This is a genomic window from Pseudomonas sp. SG-MS2, assembly GCF_009933855.1.
GTDB lineage: Bacteria > Pseudomonadota > Gammaproteobacteria > Pseudomonadales > Pseudomonadaceae > Aquipseudomonas > Aquipseudomonas putida_E.
Genome location: NZ_MOMO01000225.1, coordinates 1 through 20,987 on the forward strand (window position 1 = coordinate 1; position 20,987 = coordinate 20,987).

21 protein-coding genes and 1 pseudogene are annotated in these 20,987 nt (G+C 61.5%); 13 read left to right on the forward strand and 9 right to left on the reverse strand.

Translation table 11 applies throughout. The features are described 5' to 3' along the window. The 7 genes from BLX42_RS18970 to BLX42_RS19000 all read left to right on the forward strand — a co-directional run. The coding region (locus tag BLX42_RS18970) for an ATP-binding protein (RefSeq protein ID WP_161872385.1) at positions 1–1,203 on the forward strand (1,203 nt) is incomplete at its 5' end. Next, the gene (locus tag BLX42_RS18975; protein WP_125923674.1) at positions 1,200–1,862 is read left to right on the forward strand and encodes a response regulator; all 663 of its coding nucleotides are present in this window, start codon (positions 1,200–1,202) and stop codon (positions 1,860–1,862) included. The genes BLX42_RS18970 and BLX42_RS18975, both read left to right, overlap by 4 nt. A 1,701-nt stretch (positions 1,863–3,563) precedes the next feature. Continuing rightward, positions 3,564–4,214: a methyl-accepting chemotaxis protein gene (locus BLX42_RS27245; protein ID WP_371316842.1), complete on the forward strand. Its 651-nt coding sequence runs from the start codon at positions 3,564–3,566 to the stop codon at positions 4,212–4,214. Positions 4,215–4,290: 76 nt separating this feature from the next. Further along, the gene (locus tag BLX42_RS18985) at positions 4,291–4,491 is read left to right on the forward strand and encodes a DUF1289 domain-containing protein (protein ID WP_012314714.1); all 201 of its coding nucleotides are present in this window, start codon (positions 4,291–4,293) and stop codon (positions 4,489–4,491) included. Positions 4,492–4,566: 75 nt separating this feature from the next. Further along, the gene (locus tag BLX42_RS18990; RefSeq protein WP_046786403.1) at positions 4,567–4,746 is read left to right on the forward strand and encodes a DUF2986 domain-containing protein; all 180 of its coding nucleotides are present in this window, start codon (positions 4,567–4,569) and stop codon (positions 4,744–4,746) included. Continuing rightward, a complete protein-coding gene (crcB, locus tag BLX42_RS18995) occupies positions 4,740–5,123 on the forward strand; it encodes a fluoride efflux transporter CrcB (RefSeq protein WP_161872387.1) in 384 nt (127 codons plus the stop codon). The genes BLX42_RS18990 and crcB overlap by 7 nt, the downstream gene beginning before the upstream one ends. 105 nt (positions 5,124–5,228) lie before the next feature. Beyond that, positions 5,229–5,993 carry a membrane protein gene (locus BLX42_RS19000; protein WP_046786037.1) on the forward strand — a complete coding sequence of 255 codons (765 nt, stop codon included), beginning with the start codon at positions 5,229–5,231 and terminating at the stop codon, positions 5,991–5,993. A 94-nt stretch (positions 5,994–6,087) separates the two neighbouring features. Here BLX42_RS19000 and BLX42_RS19005 read toward each other — a convergent pair whose 3' ends face one another. Next, on the reverse strand, positions 6,088–6,552 hold the full coding sequence (locus tag BLX42_RS19005; protein ID WP_012314710.1) for a hemerythrin domain-containing protein: 465 nt from the start codon (positions 6,550–6,552) through the stop codon (positions 6,088–6,090). A gap of 40 nt (positions 6,553–6,592) precedes the next feature. After that, positions 6,593–7,450, reverse strand: coding sequence for an SDR family oxidoreductase (locus tag BLX42_RS19010; RefSeq protein WP_115274645.1), 858 nt, complete (start codon positions 7,448–7,450; stop codon positions 6,593–6,595). Between the two features lie 194 nt (positions 7,451–7,644). Between BLX42_RS19010 and BLX42_RS19015 the strand changes: the two genes are divergently transcribed. Further along, positions 7,645–8,169, forward strand: a complete 525-nt coding sequence (locus BLX42_RS19015) for a hypothetical protein (protein WP_046786040.1) — start codon at positions 7,645–7,647, stop codon at positions 8,167–8,169. Positions 8,170–8,319: 150 nt separating this feature from the next. Beyond that, positions 8,320–9,867 carry a sensor histidine kinase gene (locus BLX42_RS19020; RefSeq protein WP_161872388.1) on the forward strand — a complete coding sequence of 516 codons (1,548 nt, stop codon included), beginning with the start codon at positions 8,320–8,322 and terminating at the stop codon, positions 9,865–9,867. A gap of 97 nt (positions 9,868–9,964) precedes the next feature. On the opposite strand, the gene BLX42_RS19025 is transcribed toward BLX42_RS19020, so the two are convergent. The 4 genes from BLX42_RS19025 to BLX42_RS19040 form a co-directional block, all read right to left on the reverse strand. Continuing rightward, positions 9,965–12,166 (reverse strand): xanthine dehydrogenase family protein molybdopterin-binding subunit, encoded by a 2,202-nt coding sequence (locus BLX42_RS19025; protein ID WP_161872389.1) that lies wholly within the window; start codon positions 12,164–12,166, stop codon positions 9,965–9,967. Next, complete coding sequence (locus BLX42_RS19030) at positions 12,163–13,164, reverse strand: xanthine dehydrogenase family protein subunit M (RefSeq protein ID WP_161872390.1); 1,002 nt, start codon at positions 13,162–13,164, stop codon at positions 12,163–12,165. The genes BLX42_RS19025 and BLX42_RS19030 overlap by 4 nt, the downstream gene beginning before the upstream one ends. After that, positions 13,161–13,688: a (2Fe-2S)-binding protein gene (locus BLX42_RS19035; protein ID WP_046786044.1), complete on the reverse strand. Its 528-nt coding sequence runs from the start codon at positions 13,686–13,688 to the stop codon at positions 13,161–13,163. The genes BLX42_RS19030 and BLX42_RS19035 overlap by 4 nt, the downstream gene beginning before the upstream one ends. A 164-nt stretch (positions 13,689–13,852) precedes the next feature. Continuing rightward, positions 13,853–14,641, reverse strand: coding sequence for a formate/nitrite transporter family protein (locus tag BLX42_RS19040; protein ID WP_046786045.1), 789 nt, complete (start codon positions 14,639–14,641; stop codon positions 13,853–13,855). A 460-nt stretch (positions 14,642–15,101) separates the two neighbouring features. Between BLX42_RS19040 and BLX42_RS19045 the strand changes: the two are divergent. From BLX42_RS19045 to BLX42_RS19055, 3 genes and pseudogenes are all read left to right on the forward strand, one after another. Beyond that, positions 15,102–15,431: pseudogene (locus tag BLX42_RS19045) on the forward strand (hypothetical protein); the annotation flags it as partial. Positions 15,432–15,513: 82 nt separating this feature from the next. Further along, a complete protein-coding gene (locus BLX42_RS19050) occupies positions 15,514–16,359 on the forward strand; it encodes a DUF692 domain-containing protein (protein ID WP_046786046.1) in 846 nt (281 codons plus the stop codon). Further along, positions 16,352–17,107, forward strand: coding sequence for a DUF2063 domain-containing protein (locus BLX42_RS19055; protein WP_161872391.1), 756 nt, complete (start codon positions 16,352–16,354; stop codon positions 17,105–17,107). Before BLX42_RS19050 ends, BLX42_RS19055 begins: the two co-directional genes overlap by 8 nt. 12 nt (positions 17,108–17,119) lie before the next feature. Here the strand turns inward: BLX42_RS19055 and BLX42_RS19060 are convergent, their stop codons facing one another. Continuing rightward, the gene (locus BLX42_RS19060; RefSeq protein ID WP_306092927.1) at positions 17,120–17,428 is read right to left on the reverse strand and encodes a hypothetical protein; all 309 of its coding nucleotides are present in this window, start codon (positions 17,426–17,428) and stop codon (positions 17,120–17,122) included. A gap of 324 nt (positions 17,429–17,752) precedes the next feature. On the opposite strand from BLX42_RS19060, the gene BLX42_RS19065 reads away from it, so the two are divergent. Then, a complete protein-coding gene (locus BLX42_RS19065) occupies positions 17,753–18,232 on the forward strand; it encodes an isochorismatase family protein (RefSeq protein WP_119687118.1) in 480 nt (159 codons plus the stop codon). On the opposite strand, the gene BLX42_RS19070 is transcribed toward BLX42_RS19065, so the two are convergent. Then, complete coding sequence (locus BLX42_RS19070) at positions 18,205–18,552, reverse strand: hypothetical protein (protein ID WP_046786050.1); 348 nt, start codon at positions 18,550–18,552, stop codon at positions 18,205–18,207. The two genes, BLX42_RS19065 and BLX42_RS19070, sit on opposite strands and share 28 nt — an antisense overlap. A 158-nt stretch (positions 18,553–18,710) precedes the next feature. Beyond that, positions 18,711–20,987, reverse strand: a 2,277-nt coding sequence (gene bamA, locus BLX42_RS19075) for an outer membrane protein assembly factor BamA (RefSeq protein WP_161872393.1), incomplete at its 5' end; no start/stop codon positions are given.

Consider the following 20,987-nt stretch of genomic DNA (forward strand, 5'->3'; position numbering starts at 1 on the left):
TGGGACTTCATCCGCCGCGACAAGGACCAGTGGTTCGAGCTGCTGCGCCCGGACGACGCGCAGCCGGACAAGACCTTCGACCCCAGGCTGCTGACCGTCTCGGACCTCACCGGTGCGTTCGTGCGCTTTGCCTTGCTCGATGCGCAGCGCCGGCCGATCATCGGCTACCAACCCGTCGGCAGCGACATGCTGCTGCGCCCCATCCGCCACCATGGGCAGATCGTAGGCTGGATGGCGCTGGCGCCGTTGCAGTCGGTCACCAGCGTGGGCGATCGGCTTTTCCAGCTCAACCAGTTGCGCTCCAGCCTTTTGATCGGCCTGGCCTGCCTGCTGGCCACTGCGGTGATCGCCTGGTGGCTGAGCCGCGCGCTGCTGCGTCCGATCCGTGAAGTGGCCAGTGCCACCCACCGCCTGGCGGCGGGCGACTATGCCATCCAGTTGCCGGTCCGTTCGGCCGACGAGGCCGGCCAACTGGCCGGTGATTTCAACCGCATGGCGGCCACCCTGGCCAGCAACGAACGCCTGCGCCGCGACTTCATGGCCGACATCTCCCACGAGCTGCGCACACCGCTGGCGGTGATGCGGGCAGAGCTTGAAGCCATGGAGGACGGCATTCGCCCGCTCGATGGCAATGCACTGCGTTCTTTGCAGGGCGAGGTAGCGGCCTTGAGCAAGCTGGTGGATGACCTGTTCGACCTGTCCTTGGCCGAGGTTGGTGGCCCGACTTATCGCCGCGAACGGATCGACTTGTGTGTGCTGTTGCCGGTGGTCGCCGAAGCCTTTGGCGCAAGCTTCGCCGAGCGTGGCCTGGCACTGCGCCTGGAACTGCCGGCGCAGCCGTTGTGGGTGATGGGCGACGAGTCGCGCCTTGGCCAGCTGCTGCACAACCTGCTGGAAAACAGCCGTCGTTACACCGATGCGGGTGGCCATACCGTGTTGCGCGCCTTCCAGGAGGGTGACCAGGTGGTGGTGCAGTGCGAAGACACGTCCCCCGGCGTCGACAGTGCCTCGCTGGCGCGCTTGTTCGAACGCTTTTACCGCGCCGAGCGCTCGCGCAATCGTGCCAGTGGCGGCACCGGCCTGGGCCTGGCGATTTGCCGTGGCATCGCCGAAGTGCATGGTGGCAAGCTCACGGCCAAGGCGTCGGCCATGGGCGGGTTACTATTGGCCTTGGCGCTGCCTGGCGCAGGCGAGCAGGCATGAGCCAGATTCTGTTGGTAGAGGACGAGCCCAAGCTTGCCGCGCTGGTGGCCGATTACCTGCGCGCGGGCGGCTACACGGTCGAGCACATGGCCGACGGCCTGGCGGTCATCCCGGCGATCCGCCAGGGCCATTACGACCTGATGCTGCTCGACCTGATGCTGCCGGGGCGCGACGGCCTGGATATCTGCCGGGAGTTGCGCGGTTTCAGCCATATGCCGCTGATCATGATGACTGCCCGCGTCGATGAGATCGACCGCCTGCTCGGCCTTGAGCTGGGCGCTGACGACTACATCTGCAAGCCGTTTTCGCCCCGTGAACTGGTCGCCCGAGTCAAGGCGGTGCTGCGCCGCGGTGGCATGCAGGCACCGAGCCTGGGCCTGGAGCTGGATACCCGGTCGTTTCAGGCGCGCTACAAAGGGGTGGCGCTGGAGCTGACGCCGGTGGAGTTCCGCATGCTTGCCGCCTTGGCGGCGCGCCCGGGGCAGGTGCTGTCGCGCGACCAGTTGATGAATCACATCTACCAGGACCACCGGGTGGTGGCTGACCGTACCGTGGACAGCCATGTGAAGAACCTGCGGCGCAAGCTGACTGCCATCACACCGGGGCATGACCCGCTCCGGTCGGTGTACGGAGTGGGGTATAGCCTGGAGTTCGAATAACAACGGGGCAGTTGCTTTGGATCTGAGGGGTGCCCCGTATTGGCGCGCTTCGCGATATCCGCCCTGCGTTGGTGCGAGGCCCGCGCACCTCAAGGCATGGCTACCTGCCTAATCATTAGCTTGCATACGAGTTGGCGTATTACTTGCTATCACTTTGCTACTGTGATGTCGCGTATGGTGAAGATAATGTCGCTTTCAAGTGGTTCCATGCAGTTGTCATCGGCTGAGAAGCATTGGCTGCCGTGGTTCGGAAAAACCGGCAAGCTCAGCATGCGCTGGTCCTGCGGGCTCAATCGATCGACTTATCCGGTCATCGAGCAGACGTTCGAAGCCATAGCCCAGACCCGCATGCAGTTGCTGCAAAGCTGGGCGAGAGAACAGTGGGAACACCTGGCGGAACTTGCTGAAAACCTTGGCCCGGCCCTGGCTCACGACCGCATGCCATTGCTGGACAAGCTCGCTCAAGCGAACGACTTCTCGGAACTGTTCATCATCGACACCAGTGGCACGGTTGTGTTGTCGAGTTGGGCGCAACGCAGTAACGGCCAACGCATCGGGCAACTGGGCGCCTTGGCCCAGGGGTTGAAGGCGCCGTTTTTGCACGGGCCCTACAGTGATCCGCTGACCTTGCAGATCGGCCCCTCGTCGTCGCGGTTTCACGACGAAGTCACACTGATGTTCTATCAGCCACTCAAAACGCATGGGAAGGTCTACGGCTGCCTCTGCGGCCGGGTGCCCAACGATGTATTGGGCGACCTGATCCAGCGCGAGGCCGGGCATATCTATGCCGAGTCCGGTGACAATTACCTGTTCATGGCGCAATCGCATTTTGACCCCGCTATCAAACCGGGTACCGCCCTGTCGCGCTCACGTTTCGAGGACGGCACCTTCACCCACGGGGAAAACCTCAAGAGTGGGGTGCATACGCCATGGAGCACCGTGCAGGTCCAGCGCCATACCGAGCTTGAGCTGCGCTTTACCGACCCTGCCACCCGAGAGCTTCATCCAGGCGTGCGGGAAACCATCCGCCAGGGCGCCAACCTGTTCGTGACTTACCCTGGCTATTCGGACTATCGCCATGTGCCAGTGGTGGGCAAAGGCGTCACATTCCAGTTGCCGGGCTCGCCGGACCGGTGGGGCATGATGTGCGAAGCCGATCTGGAGGAGGTCTACCGGCGACGCTCACTCAGCTACGGGTTGATGAAGCCGTACATCGCGATCATGGCCGGCCTGTTTGGTTGCAACTTCCTGGTGCAGCACTACGCGGGCTTGGCGCAAGGCATCAACGATGCGCTGCTGGCCGTGAGCATGCTGGCTGCCACACTGCTTTTCAGTGCGCTGGGGCCAAGGCGGCTCGCTGCCAGGTTCAATGGCATGACCGATGTACTGCGCACCATCGCCGAGGGCGAGGGCAACCTGCGCCAACGCCTGGACACCACGACCATGGCCAACGATGAAAGTGGCGACATGGCGCGCTGGATCAACAGCTTCATCGACCGTCTGGACTCGGTGGTGGGCCAAGTGGTCAAGGCCAGCCGCACGGTGGGCGCCACCAACCAGATGATGCTGGGGCGCAGCCACGAAGCGAGCGTCACCTCCACCGAAGTGGCCGAGGCGGTGCACCAGATGATGATCATCATGGAGGAGCAACTGGGCGAACTGCAGCAGGCTTCGGTCAGCGCAGAGCAGATGAAGCAGGCGATGGACGAGGTGGTCAGCCGGGCCCGTGAGCAGTACCTGGCGGTGCAGGCGGGCACCCAGTCGATTCGGGATGTGGTAGCGCGTTCTTCTTCCAGTGTGCAACTGCTTGACAGCAGGATGGCGCAGATCGGCAACATCAGCGGGCTGATCAGCGACATCACCAACCAGACCAACCTGTTGGCCCTCAATGCCGCCATCGAGGCCGCACGCGCGGGTGAGCATGGCCGGGGCTTTGCGGTGGTGGCCGATGAAGTGCGCAGCCTGGCTTCGCGCACGGCGCGCGCGGCCGACGATATCCGGCACATGGTCGAAGGCCTGCAGAATGAAACCCAGCAAGCCGTCAGTTTCATGGAGGAGGGGGTACATAACGTCGATGACAGTTTGCGCCTGGCCGAAGATGCCTCTTCGGAGAACGTACAGTTGCACCAGGCGGTAGAGAGCATGTTCCAGATCATTCAGCAGCTCAACCAGCGCAGCCTGGCCTATGGCAAGACCATCGAGCAGGTCAACCAGTCGTCCAGCGAAATGCGCCAGACGGCGGTGGTGCTGCAGAGCAGTGCCGAGACGGTGAAGGCCAATGCCAGCAAGCTGCAGAAGCTGGTCGGGCAGTTCGAGGTCAGCAGCGATACCGACAGGGCCGCAGCGGCTTGAGGGCCTGTGGAGCGCCCTGTTCTCGGCGCATCTGGCCGTCGTGCGCTATCATCCGCGGCCACGACCGGAGCAGCCCATGGCCAAAGACATCGAAAACCCCTGCGTCTCGCTTTGCCAGCTCAACAGCGAGCTGTGCGTGAGCTGTGGCCGAACCCGTGAGGAAATCCGCAAGTGGCGCGGCATGAAACGCCCGGAGAAGATGGCCACCGTGCAGCGCGCTGCGACGCGGATGAAGGCCATCGTCAAGAAAAACGCCAAGCGCCAGGGCAACGAGTGATTCACCCGCGCCCCAGCGTCTGGTTCCATCATTTATGATGTGTTCTACCTGATCAACCCCGTACCGAGTGGCACCATGAACCGTCGCAAGAAGATCAAGCAGTTGCTGCAAGCACACCAGAAAAAGGCCGCCGCCAAGCTGGCACCGCGAAACAAGCCTAAATACATCTGCAAGGCCGATCGGCTGAAGCTGGCGGCTGATGCCGGTACCGAATGCCTGCCAGTTCTTTGCCCGGAGCGCGACACTGTATGTTGAAGTCGCTATTGGCCATCGGGATTGGTGCCATGGTCGGTGCCTGGCTTCGCTGGGGCCTGGGCATGAAGCTCAATGCACTTTTCCCCGCTGTGCCGCCAGGTACCCTGCTGGCCAACCTCCTTGGTGGCTACATCATTGGCTTGGCCATCGCATTCTTCTCCGCATCGCCGTCGCTCAGCCCCGAATGGCGCCTGCTGCTGATCACTGGTTTTTGCGGTGGATTGACCACGTTCTCCACTTTCTCCGCAGAGGTCGTATCGCTTATGCAGGAGGGGCGTATTTCATGGGCTCTGGGCTCTATCGCTTTGCACGTCACAGGTTCCTTGCTGATGACTGGGGCAGGGTTGGCGACGTTCTACTTTATTAACGGGCGCTAATAATCTGAGTAATGCCCCAGCGGTTCCATTAGCATTGGGCGCTTATCGGCCGCCTGCCAGGTGCGATAAGCCCACTCCTGTCTTTTGAACCCGATGCCGCCCTCAATGACTGCCTTCTACCTCAAGTTCCTGATCACCCCGACCCTCATGCTGGCCATCTCGCTGGCAGCCAGGCGCTGGGGTACCCAGATCGGGGGGCTGCTCTCCGGGCTGCCGGTCACCTCGGCCCTGGTCATGTTGTTTCTCAGCCTCGAACAGGGGCCTGGTTTTGCGTTGCAGGCGGTGCCTGGCGCATTGGCGGGGTTGGCCGCGGTGCAGGCAACCTACCTGTTCTACTACCTGGTGACCCGGCGTGTGTCCGCTTTTATCGGCTGCATCACGGGCGTGGCGGTTTACGCGGCCACAGCCTTTGTGATGAGTCGCTTGGGCATGGTGGCGGTGTCAGTCTGCGTGACGTTGCTCCTGCTTACGCTGATCATCATCCTTACCTCGAACAATGCGCAGGCCGGTGCCGCGAAGGTTGTGCCGCTGCCTCGCTGGGTGATCCCCATGCGCATGCTCACGGCAACCCTGCTGTTGGTGGCGATCACTGCCAGTGCCCAATGGCTTGGGCCGGTGGCCAGCGGCCTGCTGGCACCCATCCCGGTGATTGCCTGGCCGCTGGCGGTGTTCGCCCATGTTCAGGGCGGTCACCAGGAGCTGGGTGCGATCGTGCGTGGCAATGCCATTGGCGCTGTGGGGGTGTTGGGCTTCTACCTGGCCGTGAAAAGCTCGATCGAGCCGCTGGGTACGGTAACGTCAATTACTGGCGCAGTGGTGCTGGCCGTGGTGGCAACGTTCGTGTTGGCAAGAATGCTAGGCAAACGTTGAGGCCAGGGCAGGCGTATGGGGTCATAGTCCTGCCCGCGGCTCCTTGCAGCATCTGCCAGTGGCATTTCATGCCTTTTGCTTGGCTGCTTTGAATTCAAGCGGCACGCTGCTCACCCTTGAGCATCTTTTTATGCGCTTCCATGGCTTGGCCCATTTCTTCCAGCAGATCTTTGCTCAGCAGCTTTTTCGCCGTGGGAAACAACTCGTCTTCCTCCTCTTCGATATGGTGTTCAAGCAACTCTTTCATCACTTTGACGCGGCCTGCGAATTCGAGGGTGCCGGTTTCGGTGTGCAGCAGGTCCGGCAACACCAGCGCATCGACCGTGCGGTGTTCCTCTTTTGCCTCGTAGTACATCTTCGCTTCTTCCTTGCCCCCGGCTTGTTTGATGGCCGGGTACAGGATCTCTTCTTCAAGCGCGGTGTGGATCTGCAATTCCTGCTCGATCCGATGCAGGAGTTCGGCACGCTTCTTGACGGCGCGTTCGGTGGTTGAAGACAGTTCGTCCAGCAGCTTTTTAACCAGTTTGTGGTCTTGAATCAGCAGATCGATAGCGTTCATGGTGCACCTCATCGCGGTTGTGGAATCACGGCCTTGCGGGTCAAAGAATGGGTTTTCCGCCCGTAACGGCATAGCGTGAGCCAGAGATGTAGCTGGCCTCATCGGAGCCGAGCAAGACGTAGATCGGAGCTACCTCAACCGGTTGGCCCGGCCGGCCCATCGGATAGCTCGACCCGAAGTTTTTCACCGCCTCATCGGGCATGGTGGCAGGGATCAGTGGGGTCCAGATCGGGCCTGGTGCCACACTGTTGACCCGAATCCCTTTGTCTCCCAGCAATTGGGCCAGCCCGGCGGTGAAGTTGGCGATGGCGCCTTTGGTGGTGGCATAGGCCAGCAGTTTGGGCGATGGGTCATCGGAATTGACCGAACTGGTGTTGATGATCGAACTGCCTTTGGGCATCGATGGCAGCGCCCGCTGGCAAATGCGGAATATGGCGGTGATGTTGACGTCGAATGTCATTACCCATTCGTCATCGTCGATTTCATCGAGGCTGTCGTGCGCCATCTGAAACGCGGCGTTATTGACCAGAATGTCGATACGACCAAACTGCTCCACGGTCTTGTCGACGATGTCGTAGCAGTGCTGTTTGCGCGCCAGATCCCCGGGCAGCAGCAGGCATTGCCGGCCCGCAGCCTGGACCCAACGGGCGGTTTCCTGCGCATCGTCGTGCTCATCAAGGTAGGCGAGGGCAATGTCTGCGCCTTCGCGGGCGTAGGCGATGGCGACTGCACGCCCGATTCCGCTGTCGGCGCCAGTGATCAGCGCTATCTTGCCGTTGAGTCGGCCGTTGCCGGTGTAGGTGTGCTCGCCACAGTCCGGGGAGGGTTCCATCTTGCGCTGCGAACCCGGGACGCTTTGCGGTTGGGAGGGAAACGGAGGGGTAGGGTAGTCACGCATGGTGCAAGCTCCTGCAGTTGGAAGGCTCATACCTGTTCGAAAGATGTGACAAGGGTTTGTTGGACGGGATCCGGTGTTTGAACGACGGACGGTTAGGCTGGGCATGGCGACTGAATTTTCGTTGTGCGCGCTGTTCTACCGCTGAAGCGCCTACCGCCACCCGGTATGGCTCAGCGAACACCAGGAGTCGCCACGTGCCTCGAATCATCACCCCTACCACCCCTGAACACGAGATCGATGAGCACAATGCGAGGATGTTCGGTTCGCCTAAGGAGCGGCTGGACTTCTACCGCAGGGAAATTCAGTACGAGACCACCATCCTGGCCAACCGCACCGATGCCTACCTGGCCGCCCAGTCGTTTCTGGTCATCGCTTACGTGTCGTCCATGGGCAACCTGAACCAGAGCTGGGGTGAGATGTTCACATTGCTGGTGCCCGCCTTTCTCGCATTGCTGGGCGTGATGAGTACGCTCAATGCATGGCCTGGCATTCGCGCGGCCTATCGGATCATCGATCACTGGCAGCTCAAGCAAAGCCATCTTCTGCTCAGTGAACCCATGATGGGCCTGGCCTATGACGAATCTCCGCTGTTTTGCGAGGCGGAAACCTCCCGTGCAGGGCATCGCAAGTCCCTGCTTTTTTCGCTGCGTACGCCTTGGATCTTTCTTGGGTTCTGGCTGTTGCTGGGCAGTTATTCGGTTTATATCCAGCTTGCATGATCAAAGCGCAGGCAAGGGGCATGCGTACATCAATGTTGGTGGTTGCACCGAAGCGATCAGCGGTGTTACACCAGATCTAATGTAGCCTACGGCCGTTTCTGCAAAGGCTAACCTTAGAACGGCATTTCTCAGCGCCCTGGAAGACTATTGATGCAGCAGCTGCCCCCTGACGAGACCATTCGTGCCGCACTCAGGAAATCCCAAGCCCGGCTGCACAGGCAGCACGAGCTGGTGGTCGAGTACGCGGTCATGTCGCTTAAATCCACCAACCTGGATGACGTGCTTGACCAGGCTTGCACACTGGTGGCCAAAGGCATGCACACCCGATTCGCCAAGGTCCTGATGCCGATTCCCGATAGCGACAGGTTTCTGCTGTCGCATGGGGTAGGGTGGGATGAGTCCGATATTGGCCACGCGACAGTGGGGGCCGACGAGGCCAGCCCTGCCGGGTTTGCCATTCAAACCTATCGGCCTGTGATTTCGAACCACCTGGGCCAGGAACAGCGCTTCAGAACGCCAGAATTGCTGAAAAAGTATGGTATCGAGCGTGCCATCAACGTGCCTATCAGGGGCGCATTGATGCCGTTTGGGGTACTTGAGGCAGACAGTAGCGATGGCGAGGATTTCATCGAAAGCGATCTGGTGTTCCTGGAAGGGATCTCCAACGTTATCTCCATGGCGGTTGAGCGGCTGACCGCTGGGGATGATCCTCAGCTGGCCGACCCCTATTCGGAAAGCATGCTCAACGCCAGCCCGGACTGTGTGAACGTGTTGTCCAGCAGCGGTCACATCGAGTTCATGAACGACGCCGGGTTGGCGTTGATGCATATCGCCGACCTGGCAGAGGTCAAAGGGCAGCCATGGTTGCAGCTTTGGCCAGCCGAGTCGGGCCCGGTCGTCCGGGAGGCTTTGGAAAAAGTTGCCAGAGGCGAGTCGACCCGCTTCGAAGGGTTCTGCCCTACCGGTCAGCAGGCGCCTAAATGGTGGGATGTCTCCGTTGCCCCCGTGTTGAGCGCCGATGGCCAGGTCGAAAAACTCATTGCGGTATCCAGAGACATCACCGAACGGCACCATTATGAGGCTCAGTTGCTGTCGCTGATCGATGCACAGAACTCCAGGCTCAGCAAGAACGACCTGCACCTGGAAGAAATCCATCACCGCGTCAAGAACAGCCTGCATCTGGTCAATACCCTGTTGCTATTGCAGGCGAACCTGACGCCGGATGCCGCGGTCAAGCTGCAACTGGAAACGGCAGCGGGTCGGGTTGTGACCATTGCCAGCGTGCATGAACGGCTCTATCAGACGGCCGATCAAGAGGTGCTTGCCGGCGACTACCTCGGAGCCTTGCTCGGTGACCTGGGTAGGGCACTGGCCGACCGGAAGATCGTCCTTGACGCTGACGCGTTCACCCTGCTGCCAGCAAGAATGGCGCCGTTGGGCCTGGTCATTTCCGAGCTGATCACCAATGCCTTGAAATACGGCAAAGGCACCATCGAGGTCAGCGTGCGGGATGCAGGTGACCACGCGTTGATCACCGTCACTGACGAGGGTGACGGTTTTCCCGAAAATTATCCCAAACCTAGCGGAACGGGCCTTGGCATGCGGCTTGTCAGAAGTTATTCAGGCTATGGCAGCTCGGCGATCTCGATTGATGGGGGCACAGATAAAAGCACCATTCACGTTCGCTTCAAACTCTGATGTTGAAGGCGGGGATGCAGGTATGCCTGGAATTCTCCAGTACCCTTGACTCGAGCGCCGCCTGCGCGGCACCCGATCCCGCAAACCCCGCCCGCTGCTAGAGCACTTTGTCCAGCGTTATCGGAAACGCTCTCACGCGTTTGCCGGTAGCATGGTAAACGGCATTGGCAACCGCCGCCGCGACCCCAACGACGCCGATCTCGCCTACGCCCTTGGAACCCAGGTCATTGACGATGTCGTCGTGCTCTTCCACGAACATCACCTCGATGTCAGCGATATCGGCATGCACCGGGATGTGATACTCGGCCAGGTTGTGGTTGAGGATGCGACCAAGTTCATGATCGGTTTGCGTCTCTTCCTGCAACGCCATGCCCAACCCCCAGACCACGCCTCCGAGGATCTGGCTACGGGCGGTTTTCGGGTTGACCACACGCCCGGCGGCCACCGCGCTGACCACCCGCATGACCTTGATCGTACCCAGGTCTTCGTCAACGTGTACCTCTACGAAGACGGCCGAATGGGTAGCGGTGGAGAACGGCTGGCGTCCGGCACCGGGCTCGGCGTCGATCTGCACCTGCAGCTCGCCGTCCTTGGCCGTTGCGGCGATGCTGGCGATGGCAATACGGTGTTTCCCCGCTTGCAGGTAGCCTTGCGCGAACGCCACATTCTCTGCCGGCGTCGCCGCTATTTCGGGGAAATTCTGGCGCGCGAGTTCCAGCACCTTGGTGCGCAGGATCTGGCAGGCCTGCTGCACTGCCGAACCCACCGAAGACACCGTGAACGAGCCGCCCTGTAACGGCGCTGTCGGTAGTGAGGAGTCGCCCAGCAGGAAGGTCACATCCTCGGGCAAGACCCCCGCAGCGTCCGCAGCGATCTGAGTCATCACGGTATAAGTACCGGTACCTATGTCAGTGGTGGCGCTACTGACAGTCAAATGCCCGTGGCTGTCGAAGCAGGCCTTGGCGCTGGCCTTCATCTGCAGCGCTTCCCAGACCCCGCCGGCCACGCCCCAGCCGATCAATTGGTTGCCCTCTCGCATGCTGCGAGGCTTTGGGGTGCGTTTGCCCCAGCCGAAGCGCGCGGCGCCCTGGTCATAACAGGCCAACAGCTCTTTGCTGGAATAGGGTTTGCCGTCGTTGCCATTGTGGCTGGCAAAATTGCGTCGACGCAATTGGAGCGGGTCGAGGTTCGCAGCGCATGCCAACTCATCCATCGCGCACTCCAGTGCGAGCACGCCGGACGCGGCACCCGGCGCACGCATGTCCAGCGGGGTATAGACGTCGAGCGGCGCAAGGCGATAACCGAGCGCAACGTTGTCGCAGTGGTAGAGCATGCCGCTCCACTCCACCAGGTGTTCGGTGAAGTCTTCGAAGCGCGATGTCTGGCCGAGCGCGTCGTGGGCAATTGCCAGCAGCTTGCCATCCGCCGCCGCACCCAGGCGCAGCCGCTGCTGCGTACGGGGACGATAGCCGAAGGTGAACATCTGCTGGCGTGTGAGGGCAAGGCGCACCGAACGTTTCAGGTGCAGGGCTGCCATGACTGCCAACGGCAACTGGTATTGCGGCCGCAGCCCAGAGCCAAAGGCACCGCCGACAAAGGCGGCGAGCACCCTGATGTTCTGTTTGGGCAGGCCGAACACCTTGTGCAGGTAGTCCTGACAGTTCTGCGTACCCTGGGTCTTGTCATGAATTTCCAGGGAGTCTCCAGCTTTGTAGAAAACGGTCGACGCGTGGGGCTCCATCGGGTTGTGATGCTCGATGGGCGTGTCGTAGGTGGCATCGACACGTACTGCGGCTTGAGCGTAATGCCCTGCGAAATCACCGCGCGGCTCTGGCGTTTGGGCGGGTGCCGGGTGCGTGTGGTCGAGCACCGCGAACAGGTCGGTCTGGTGCGGCTCTTCGCTGTAGTCGATGCGCACCAGGGCGCCGGCATGGCGGGCCAGTTCAAGGCTCTCGGCGACCACCAGTGCCAACGGTTGCCCGCTATACAGCACACGGTCGTTGAATAGCGGCCGGAACGGGGAGCCTTCGGCTGAGTCGGCATCGCTGTAGTCGTCGTCATAGCTGGAAATGCGTGGGCGATTGGCGTGGTGCAGCACCGCGACCACGCCGGGTAACTGCAGTGCCTGGCTAGCGTCGATCGAGCGCACCCGGCCGCAGGCGATGGTGCTCGATACCACACTGGCGTGAAGCAGCCCGGCCTCGGGGTACTCACCGGCGTACCGCGCCTTGCCAGTCACCTTGGCAACGCCATCCACGCGGTCCAGGGGTTTGCCCACCACATTGGTCGTCTGGGTCATGGCGTCGTCCTCTGAATGCTGGCGTCGCCTGCGGCTTCACTGAGCGCACGGACGATCGCACGTTTGGCGAGTTCCACTTTGAAAGCGTTGTGGCTCAGCGGTTTTGCCATCTGCAGCCATGCTTGGGCCGCGCGCGCGAAGAGGGCGTGGGAAGCCCTTTGACCTTGCAAGGTCTTCTCCACCGCTGTGTCTCGCCAAGGCTTGTGCGCTACGCCTCCCAGAGCCACCCGGGCTTCCTGGATGACGTCGCCATCGAACTTCAACGCGGCAGCGACCGATACCAGTGCAAACGCGTACGAGGCACGGTCGCGAATCTTCAGGTAGTGGGAGTGCTGCGCAAATTCAGCGGGTGGCAGTTCTATCGCGGTAATCAGCTCATCGGCTGACAGCTGGTTGTCACGCTCCGGCGTGTTGCCTGGCAGGCGATGGAAGTCGGCGAAGGGGATCAGCCGTGAACCGGCGCGGCCTTGCACGTGGACAACGGCATCGAGTGCTGCCAGCGCCACACACATGTCCGAGGGGTGCGTGGCAACGCAGGTATCGCTGGCGCCGAGAATGGCGTGGATGCGGTTGAGACCCGAGCGGGCAGGGCAACCGCTTCCTGGCTCACGTTTGTTGCAGGGGGTGCCGGTGTCATAGAAGTAATAGCAGCGCGTACGCTGCAACAGGTTGCCCCCGGTACTTGCCATGTTGCGCAACTGCGGTGATGCGCCTGCAAGGATGGCTTGTGACAGCAACGGGTAGTGCTGTTCGATCACCGCATTCCAGGCAAGGTCGGCGTTGCTGACCAATGCGCCAATCAAAACGCCGCCGTTGGCGGTGGGCTCGATGCCGTGCAGGTCCAGGGCGGTTATGTCGATCAAGCGCTGCGGGTTAACCACGTTCTCCTTCATCAGATCGACCAGGTTGGTGCCGCCGGCAATAAAGCGGGTGGATTCGTCCGCCATGTTTACCGCTTCACTGACCGATGCAGGCCTGCAGTAGCTGAAAGGGGTCATGGGTTCGGCCCTCCCTGAGGCTTGGCGGTCGCCTGCACCAGCGGCAATGCCTCTTCGACCGCAGCAAGGATATTGCTGTAGGCGCCGCAGCGGCACAGATTGCCGCTCATGTGTTCGCGAATGGCTTCACGGGTAACGGCGCGGCCTTCATGGGCCAGGCCGACTGCCGAACAGATCTGGCCGGGCGTGCAATAGCCGCACTGGAAAGCATCATGGGTGATGAAGGCACGCTGCATGGGGTGTAGTTGCTCGCCTTGGGCCAGTCCCTCGACCGTGACCAGCTCGGCGCCGTCGCACATCACGGCAAGGGTCAGGCAGGCATTGATCCGCTTGCCGTCGCGCAGCACCGTGCAGGCGCCGCATTGGCCATGGTCACAACCTTTTTTGCTGCCGATCAGATCGAGTTGCTCACGCAGCAGATCGAGCAGGGTCGTCCAGGGCTGGACGTGTAGCGACGTGCGTTCGCCGTTGAGTGTCAGGCTGATGGGATGCCCATCGACACCCTGTTGGGGGTTGGTGTTCATGGGAAAACCTCACGGTCAGGAATGCATTCGCGCAATCAAGTGCGTCTATTTCCTGCGACTGGAGGCTTTCGGCAAACGTTCAGGTTTTATTCGGGGCTTGCGGCAGTGTGCAGTCTCGGCCACTGCTTGACCGCAGGCTGCGCCATCCATGGCAAACGGCGGGCTTAACGCGTGGCGGCTTGTTCTTCTACCGAGGTGCCGAAGGAGACGTAGTACGCCAACCCCACGAAGATCGCCCCACCCACGGCGTTGCCCAGGAAGACTGCTGCAAGGTTGTGCACCAGCTGGCCCCAGCTCAGGTAACCGGCGAAGATCGCAGCCGGGATCAGGAACATGTTGGCCACCACGTGCTGGAAGCCGATAGCGACGAAGGCCATGATCGGGAACCAGATGCCGAGAATCTTGCCGCTCATCTCACGGCTGGCATACGCCAGCCACACTGCCAGGCACACCAGCCAGTTGCAGCCGATGCCCGAAACGAAGGCGTGGAGGAAGTCGGCGCTGGTCTTGCTGGTTGCTGCTGCCAGCGTCTTGTTCAGGTAGGCACCTTCAGTGAGCCCCAGCAAGTGGCCAAAGCAGTACGCCACGAACAGCGCGCCCAGCAGGTTTGCCACGGTCACCAGCAGCCAGTTGCGCGCGACGTCCACCAGGCGGATGCGCCGGGCGAACATCGCCAGGGGCAGGCTCATCATGTTGCCGGTGAGCAATTCGCCGCCGGCCAGGATGACCAGGATCAGCCCGATCGGAAATACCGCGGCGCCCAGCAAGTTGCCCAACGAGGCCCAGGGGGCAGGAATCATGGTACTGACATGGATGTGCAGCAGAAACCCCATTGAAATGAATGCGCCCGCCAGAAAACCCAGGATGAGCGTGGCGCGGGCGGGCAGGTGGGCTTTGCGGGTGCCGGCTTCGATGACCAGCTCGGTGATGCGGGAGGGCGTATTGACGGACATTTCAGTAACTCGAACACAAGGACGACGGTCACGCCGTGAGGCATGCAGCGGGTCGGGATTAACAGAGAGCGCGCAGGGCAGTTAGCGAGGTATTCAGAAGAAGGGCAAAACAGACAAGCTCGATCGACTTCGTAGAGCGGCGCACGTTATCTGAGGCAATTTGACGCAGTCAAATCGATAGGCTGGATGGTTTGATAGAGGCACTCGATGATGGGTGCTGTGAGGCCTGACGCGGCCTGTCGGTTTCGCTTTGGCAGACACGCCTGTGTATCACTCTGTATCAAGGCGCTTTGCCAAGCCACTTGCTTACAAATGCCTCGTTCTGCCGATACGTCACGGATACATGCCTCAGGCCAAATGAGCCAACCCGAATGAACAGCCCGACGGCCTGTAGTTCTGGCGCAATCGCCCTTGAGGCATGACCGCGCGGCTTGGCCGCGCACCTATCCGGAGAAGCACCATGTCCCGTATCCAGTTCCCCAACAAGACCCGCCTTGGCCTGCTCAGCATCGCACTGGTGGGCGGCATCAACCTGACCGCATCGGCCTTTGCTGTCGAAGCACTGCCGCAGGGCTACCAGCTCGCTGCTGCCGAAAAGGCCAGGGAGGGCAAATGTGGCGAGGGCAAGTGCGGCGCCGACAGCGCCCATGCCAAGGCCACCCAGACCGAAGGTAAATGCGGCGAGGGCAAATGTGGCGCCAGCGATGCCAAGGCCAAGGCTACCCAGGCCGAAGGCAAGTGTGGTGAAGGCAAGTGTGGCGATGCCTCGCGTGCCCCATCTGTAGCTGACTGAGCCAGGCCAGGACTGACCACCAGCGCTATCCTCCCTGCGCTGATAGGCCCGGGAGGGTGGTCGCTTCAAGGAGCACGCCATGAGCACATCCCTTCCCTTGCAAGGCGCCGGCCTTGGTCTGCGCCGGGCGCTGCTGCCTGAGTTGCTGACCATGGCCCCCGGTGCCGTGGACTTTCTCGAATGCGCCCCTGACAACTGGATCGGTGTAGGCGGCAGTTATGGCAAAGGCCTGGAGCGCCTGGCTGAGCGTTTCCCGCTGGCTTGTCATGGTTTGTCCCTGTCGTTGGGCGGGCCTGAGCCTCTGGATCGCGCTTTTCTACGGCAGATCCGCGATTTTCTCGACCGTTATCGCGTGCCACTGTTCAGCGAGCACCTGAGCTACTGTAGCGATGACGGTCATCTCTACGACCTGATTCCCATGCCCTTCACCGACGAAGCCGTGCGCCATACCGCTGAGCGCATCCATCAGGTGCAGGATGCGCTCGGGCGCCGCATCGCGGTGGAAAACATCTCCTATTACGCTGCACCGTACCAGGCGATGAGCGAAATCGAGTTCCTGAGCGCCGTGCTCGAAGAAGCCGGCTGCGACCTGTTGCTTGACATCAACAACCTGATCGTCAATGCCTGCAACCACCGCTATGACGCTGCCGATTTCCTCGCCCGCGTGCAGGCCGAGCGGGTGGTGTGCCTGCACGTGGCCGGGCACTACGATGAAGCACCGGATCTGAAGATCGATACCCACGGTGCGAGCGTGAAGGAGGACGTGTGGCGCTTGCTGGCCCGTGCCTATGAGCATTTGGGTGCTGTGCCGACCCTGCTGGAGCGCGATTTCAACCTGCCGCCGCTGGCCGAACTGTTGCTTGAGGTGGATTACATTCGCGACCTGCAAACCGCTGCAAGCGCGCCGCAGGTGCGCCATGGCTGATACCTTGCGCGAGCAGCAGATGCGGATGGCCCGGTTCATCCGTGACCCGCAGTCCAACCCGCCGCCACCGGGCATCGAGGCGCGGCGCCTGGCGGTGTATCGGCGGCTGTTCTTCGGCAATGTGCTGTCGCTGCTGGCCGGCAGCTTTCCGGTGCTGCAGGCTAGCCTGGGGCCTGAGCGGTGGCTGGCGCTGATTGAAAGCTTCTACGCCAACCATCGCTGCCAGACGCCGCTGTTCACCGAAGTGGCTGGCGAGCTGGTCGAATACCTGCAAAACCGTGCCGACCAGCCGGGCTGGGTGGCCGAACTGGCCCATTATGAATGGATCGAGACGGTGCTGATGCTCAATGATGGCACAGAGCAGGCGCATGACCCGAACGGTGACCTGCTTCAGGGCGTACCGTTATTGTCCTGCCTTGCTGCACCACTTGCCTACGCATGGCCGGTCAGCCATATCGGCCCTGGGCGTATTCCACCGCAGGTGCCGACAACGCCGACCCTTCTGTTGGCCTGCCGCGGCGCAGACCACAAGGTGCATTTCTCGCGCCTTGCGCCGCTGGCCCACGCGTTGCTGGTGTCTTTGCAGGAAAGGCAAGTGAGCGGGCGTGAACACCTGGCGGGGTTGGCAGCACGTGCCGGCATCGAACCGGGCACCATTGAAACCTTGGGACTTGAACTGTTGATAAATCTCAAATCTCAAGGCGTGGTGCTCGGGACCACACTGCACGAAAGACCCATGAGGCTTTGATTCCAACCACAATCAGCGGCGATAGTAGTGGTGATCGGCTTCGTAGCGGTGGTGCATGGCCCGCTCATGGCGGCGCTGCCAGTCGCGGCGGCGTTCCGCTTCACGGCGCGCCTGCTCACGGCGCCATTGGTCGCGCCGCCATTGGTCACGACGCCAGTCGTCTCTACGGTCGTGCCAGTGGCCGTCGCGCCGGTAACGGTCATCATGGGCAAGCAACGTAGCGGGTTGCGCGGCTGCTACGCTCGCCAGGCTCGGCCAAGGGCTGTGGGCGCCCTCGATGTGGGCCTGAGAAGAGGTGGCCTTGGTTGCGAGCAGCGGCATTGACGCCTTCGCCGGTGTTGCAGATGCCGAGCCCATTGCCGCGAACGCGAACAGGCCCAGGAGCACTATCCGTGGGACATGGATTTTCATGAGCGAAGACAACCTCTGATAGACATTGGGACGTTGGGCCATGGCGTCGCGGGCAAACCCTGAGGGAGCCGGCAATCTTCATCTGCCTGTTCACATAGACCTTCAAACCGAAAAAAGTTCTAGAAAACCGCAACTTGACTCATCAGTGGTGCAACGCGGGGTGCTGGTTCAAGGGCGTCATCGGCCACCAGCAACGGTATACTCCGTACCTTTGCCAGCGCCCCGGAGACAGCCATGCGGCAGGTTTTACTCATCGTCGATGTACAGTCCACCTTCAGCCCGCCCGAGTGGCTGGTCGATGGTGTGCGCGCGTTGTCTGCGACGATCCCGACCATTGCCTCGGTCCAGTTGCATGATGAACAGGTCACGCCGTTCGAGCGGCAGCTTGGCTGGCACCCTGCAGCAGAAGACGAGTGCCTGGTCGAGGCTGACAAGGTCTTTGTCAAACAGGGTTACAGGCAGACTGCCGAGACCATCGAGTACATCAGGGGGCTGGGCGCGGAGCGGGTGTTGGTCTGCGGGTTGCAGACCGAGACGTGCGTGCTTGCCGCCGGCTTTGCCCTGTTCGACGAAGGGCTCATGCCGACGTTGATTACCGACCTGACGGTGGGGTCTTCCCTGGATCGTTCAGGGAAAATGGGCATCGAGCTGTGGAAGCATCACTTCGGTAATGTCATCACCCGGGCTCAGGTGCTGGCCGAAGGTTGCGTCTGACACGGTCCTGACCGGTCGCTGATCCACACGAGCGGGCGCGATGGCTCAGCGCTGGCCATGCGCTTGAGTGTTTCTGAATCGAGCAAGGTGCTTACCTGGCCGACCATGGCAAGCAGGCGATCGGCGAAATCTGCGCTGATGATGCCGCTGTCTTCCAGGGATATTCCATGACCTTCGTGCTGGATCGCCAGGTGGTAGTGGCTCACGCCCTGGTCGTTTTCGCTGCTGGCCAGCGTCACGATGCAGCTTGGGCCGAGCAACCTGGCCAGGCGTTGCTGCACCTGCTCCAGCAGCGGGGTGGGTAGTTGTTCTTGCAGCATGAAGGGGTACCTGCCAGGCGAGTTCTAGGGTGAGTCAGCTTAGGCAAACGGGCTGTCAACTTGGGTTAAGCCGGGGTAAAAGCGGGTAAGACCCGCTTCCCGTGAAGCGGCCTGCTCGCGACCGCTGCCGGCACGACACAACCCCGCTCCTGGATAAGTCAGAAGGTCTGCCCCAGCGAGAACTGGAATATCTGCGTCTCGGCGTTCTCCGGCTTCTTTACCGGTGTGGCAAGGCTGAACGTCAGCGGCCCCATGGGGCTGTACCAGGTCACGCCGACGCCCAGCGACACCGCCAGCTGGTCCAGGCCCACACTGCCGCAACCCTGCGTGGTGGACAGGTAGCACGTGTCGGAAAACACGTTGCCCGCGTCCACGAACACCGAGCTGCGAAGCTGGCGCTGGTCTTTGATGAAGGGCATCGGGAAGATGTACTCGGCGCCGCCGGTCACCAGGATGTTGCCGCCCAGTGCATCGGTATCGCGGTCGGAGTAATAGGCTTGACCGGCACTTGCATAGGTACCGGTCGCCGGCGTATTGCGCGGGCCCAGCGAGCCATCCTTGAAGCCGCGTACCGAACCCTGGCCACCGGCTGTGTAGTTCTCATAGAAGGGCAGGCCCTCGGTGGAGCCGTAGCCATCCCCGTAGCCCAGGCTGGTATGCAGGCGCAATGTGGTGCGTTCGCTCAGCGGCAGGTAGGTCTGGCCGCTGTAGTCGAGCTTGTAGAAGGACAGGTCGCTGCCTGGCGTGGTGGCCATCAGCGTCAGGCTCTGTGAGTGGCCACGGGTCGCCAGCACCCCCTTGTTCAAGGTCGACTCCGACCAGCCGATCGAAGCCTTGAGGTTGTTGAAACTTTCGCCCTCGCGCTGGATGAAGTCATAGATCTCGTCGGCGCTATAGGTGCCGGGGGAGATGTCATCGTGTTGCAGGGTCAGGCCGTAGGTCAGGCGCGACGTTTCGCTGATCGGGTAGCCCAGGCTCACGCCCGCGCCATAGCTGTTGATGGCGTAGTAGGAAACGCCGTCATCGTAGTAATCGCTGTAGTCGGTGCTGCTGTAGAACAGGTTGTAGCCCAGGCTCACGCCATCTTCGGTGAAGTACGGGTTGGTGAAGCCGAAGTTGTACTTGGTCTGGTATTCCGAACGGGTCAGGCCGATGGACACCTTGTTACCAGTACCGAGGAAGTTGGTCTGGCTGATCGAGCCGCCCAGGATCAGGCCGGCGCTCTGGGCGAAGCCCACGCTGGCGGTGATCGAGCCGGATGCCTGCTCTTCGACGCTGTAGTTGACGTCGACCTGGTCGTCGGTGCCCGGCACTGGCGGGGTCTCGACGTTGACTTCCTTGAAGAAGCCCAGGCGCTCCAGGCGGGTCTTGGACTGGTCGATCAGGTAGGTCGAAGCCCAGCCGCCTTCCATCTGGCGCATTTCGCGGCGCAGCACTTCGTCTTCGGTCTTGGTGTTGCCGCGGTAGTTGATGCGGTTGACGTAGGCACGCTTGCCCGGGTCGACCACGAACATGATGTCGACGGTGTGGTCTTCGTCATTGGGCTGTGGCACGCCGTTGACGTTGGCGAAGGTATAGCCTTCGTTACCAAGGCGGCGGGTGATCAGCTCGGACGTGGTGGTCATCACCTTGCGCGAGAACACCTGGCCCGGCTGCACCAGCAGCAGCGACTTGACCTGGTCTTCCGGCACTTTCAGGTCGCCCGACAGCTTCACGTCACGAACGGTGTACTTCTCGCCTTCGTTGACGTTGACGGTGATGTAGACGTGCTTCTTGTCCGGGGTGATCGACACCTGGGTGGAAGCGATGTCCATGTTGATGTAGCCGCGGTCCAAGTAGTAGGAACGCAGGCGCTCCAGGTCACCGGAAAGTTTTTCGCGGGCGTACTTGTCGTCATTCTTGAAGAACGACAGCCAGTTGGTGGTCTTGAGCTCGATCAGCTGCGCCAGCTCTTCATCATCGAACACGGTGTTGCCGACGACGTTGATGTGCTGGATGGCAGCGACGGTGCCTTCGTTGATCTTGATCTTCAGGGCAACCCGGTTGCGCGGCTGCGGCACCACCTCGGCGTCGACCTCGGCCGAGTAGCGGCCCTGGGCCACGTACTGGCGCTGCAGTTCGTTACGCACGCCTTCGAGGGTGGCACGCTGGAAGATCTCGCCTTCGGCCAGGCCCGACTGTTTCAGGCCCTTCATCAGGTCTTCGGTGCTGATCGCGTTGTTGCCTTCAATCTCGATGCTCGACACCGACGGGCGCTCGACCACGTTGATGATCAGGACATCGCCGTCGCGGTTCAGCTGGATATCCTGGAAGAAGCCGGTCTTGAACAGCGAACGGGTCGACTCCACCAGGCGCCGGTCATCGGCCTGATCGCCCACGTTCAGGGGCAAGGCACCGAAAACGCTGCCGGCGGATACCCGCTGCAGGCCGTTGAC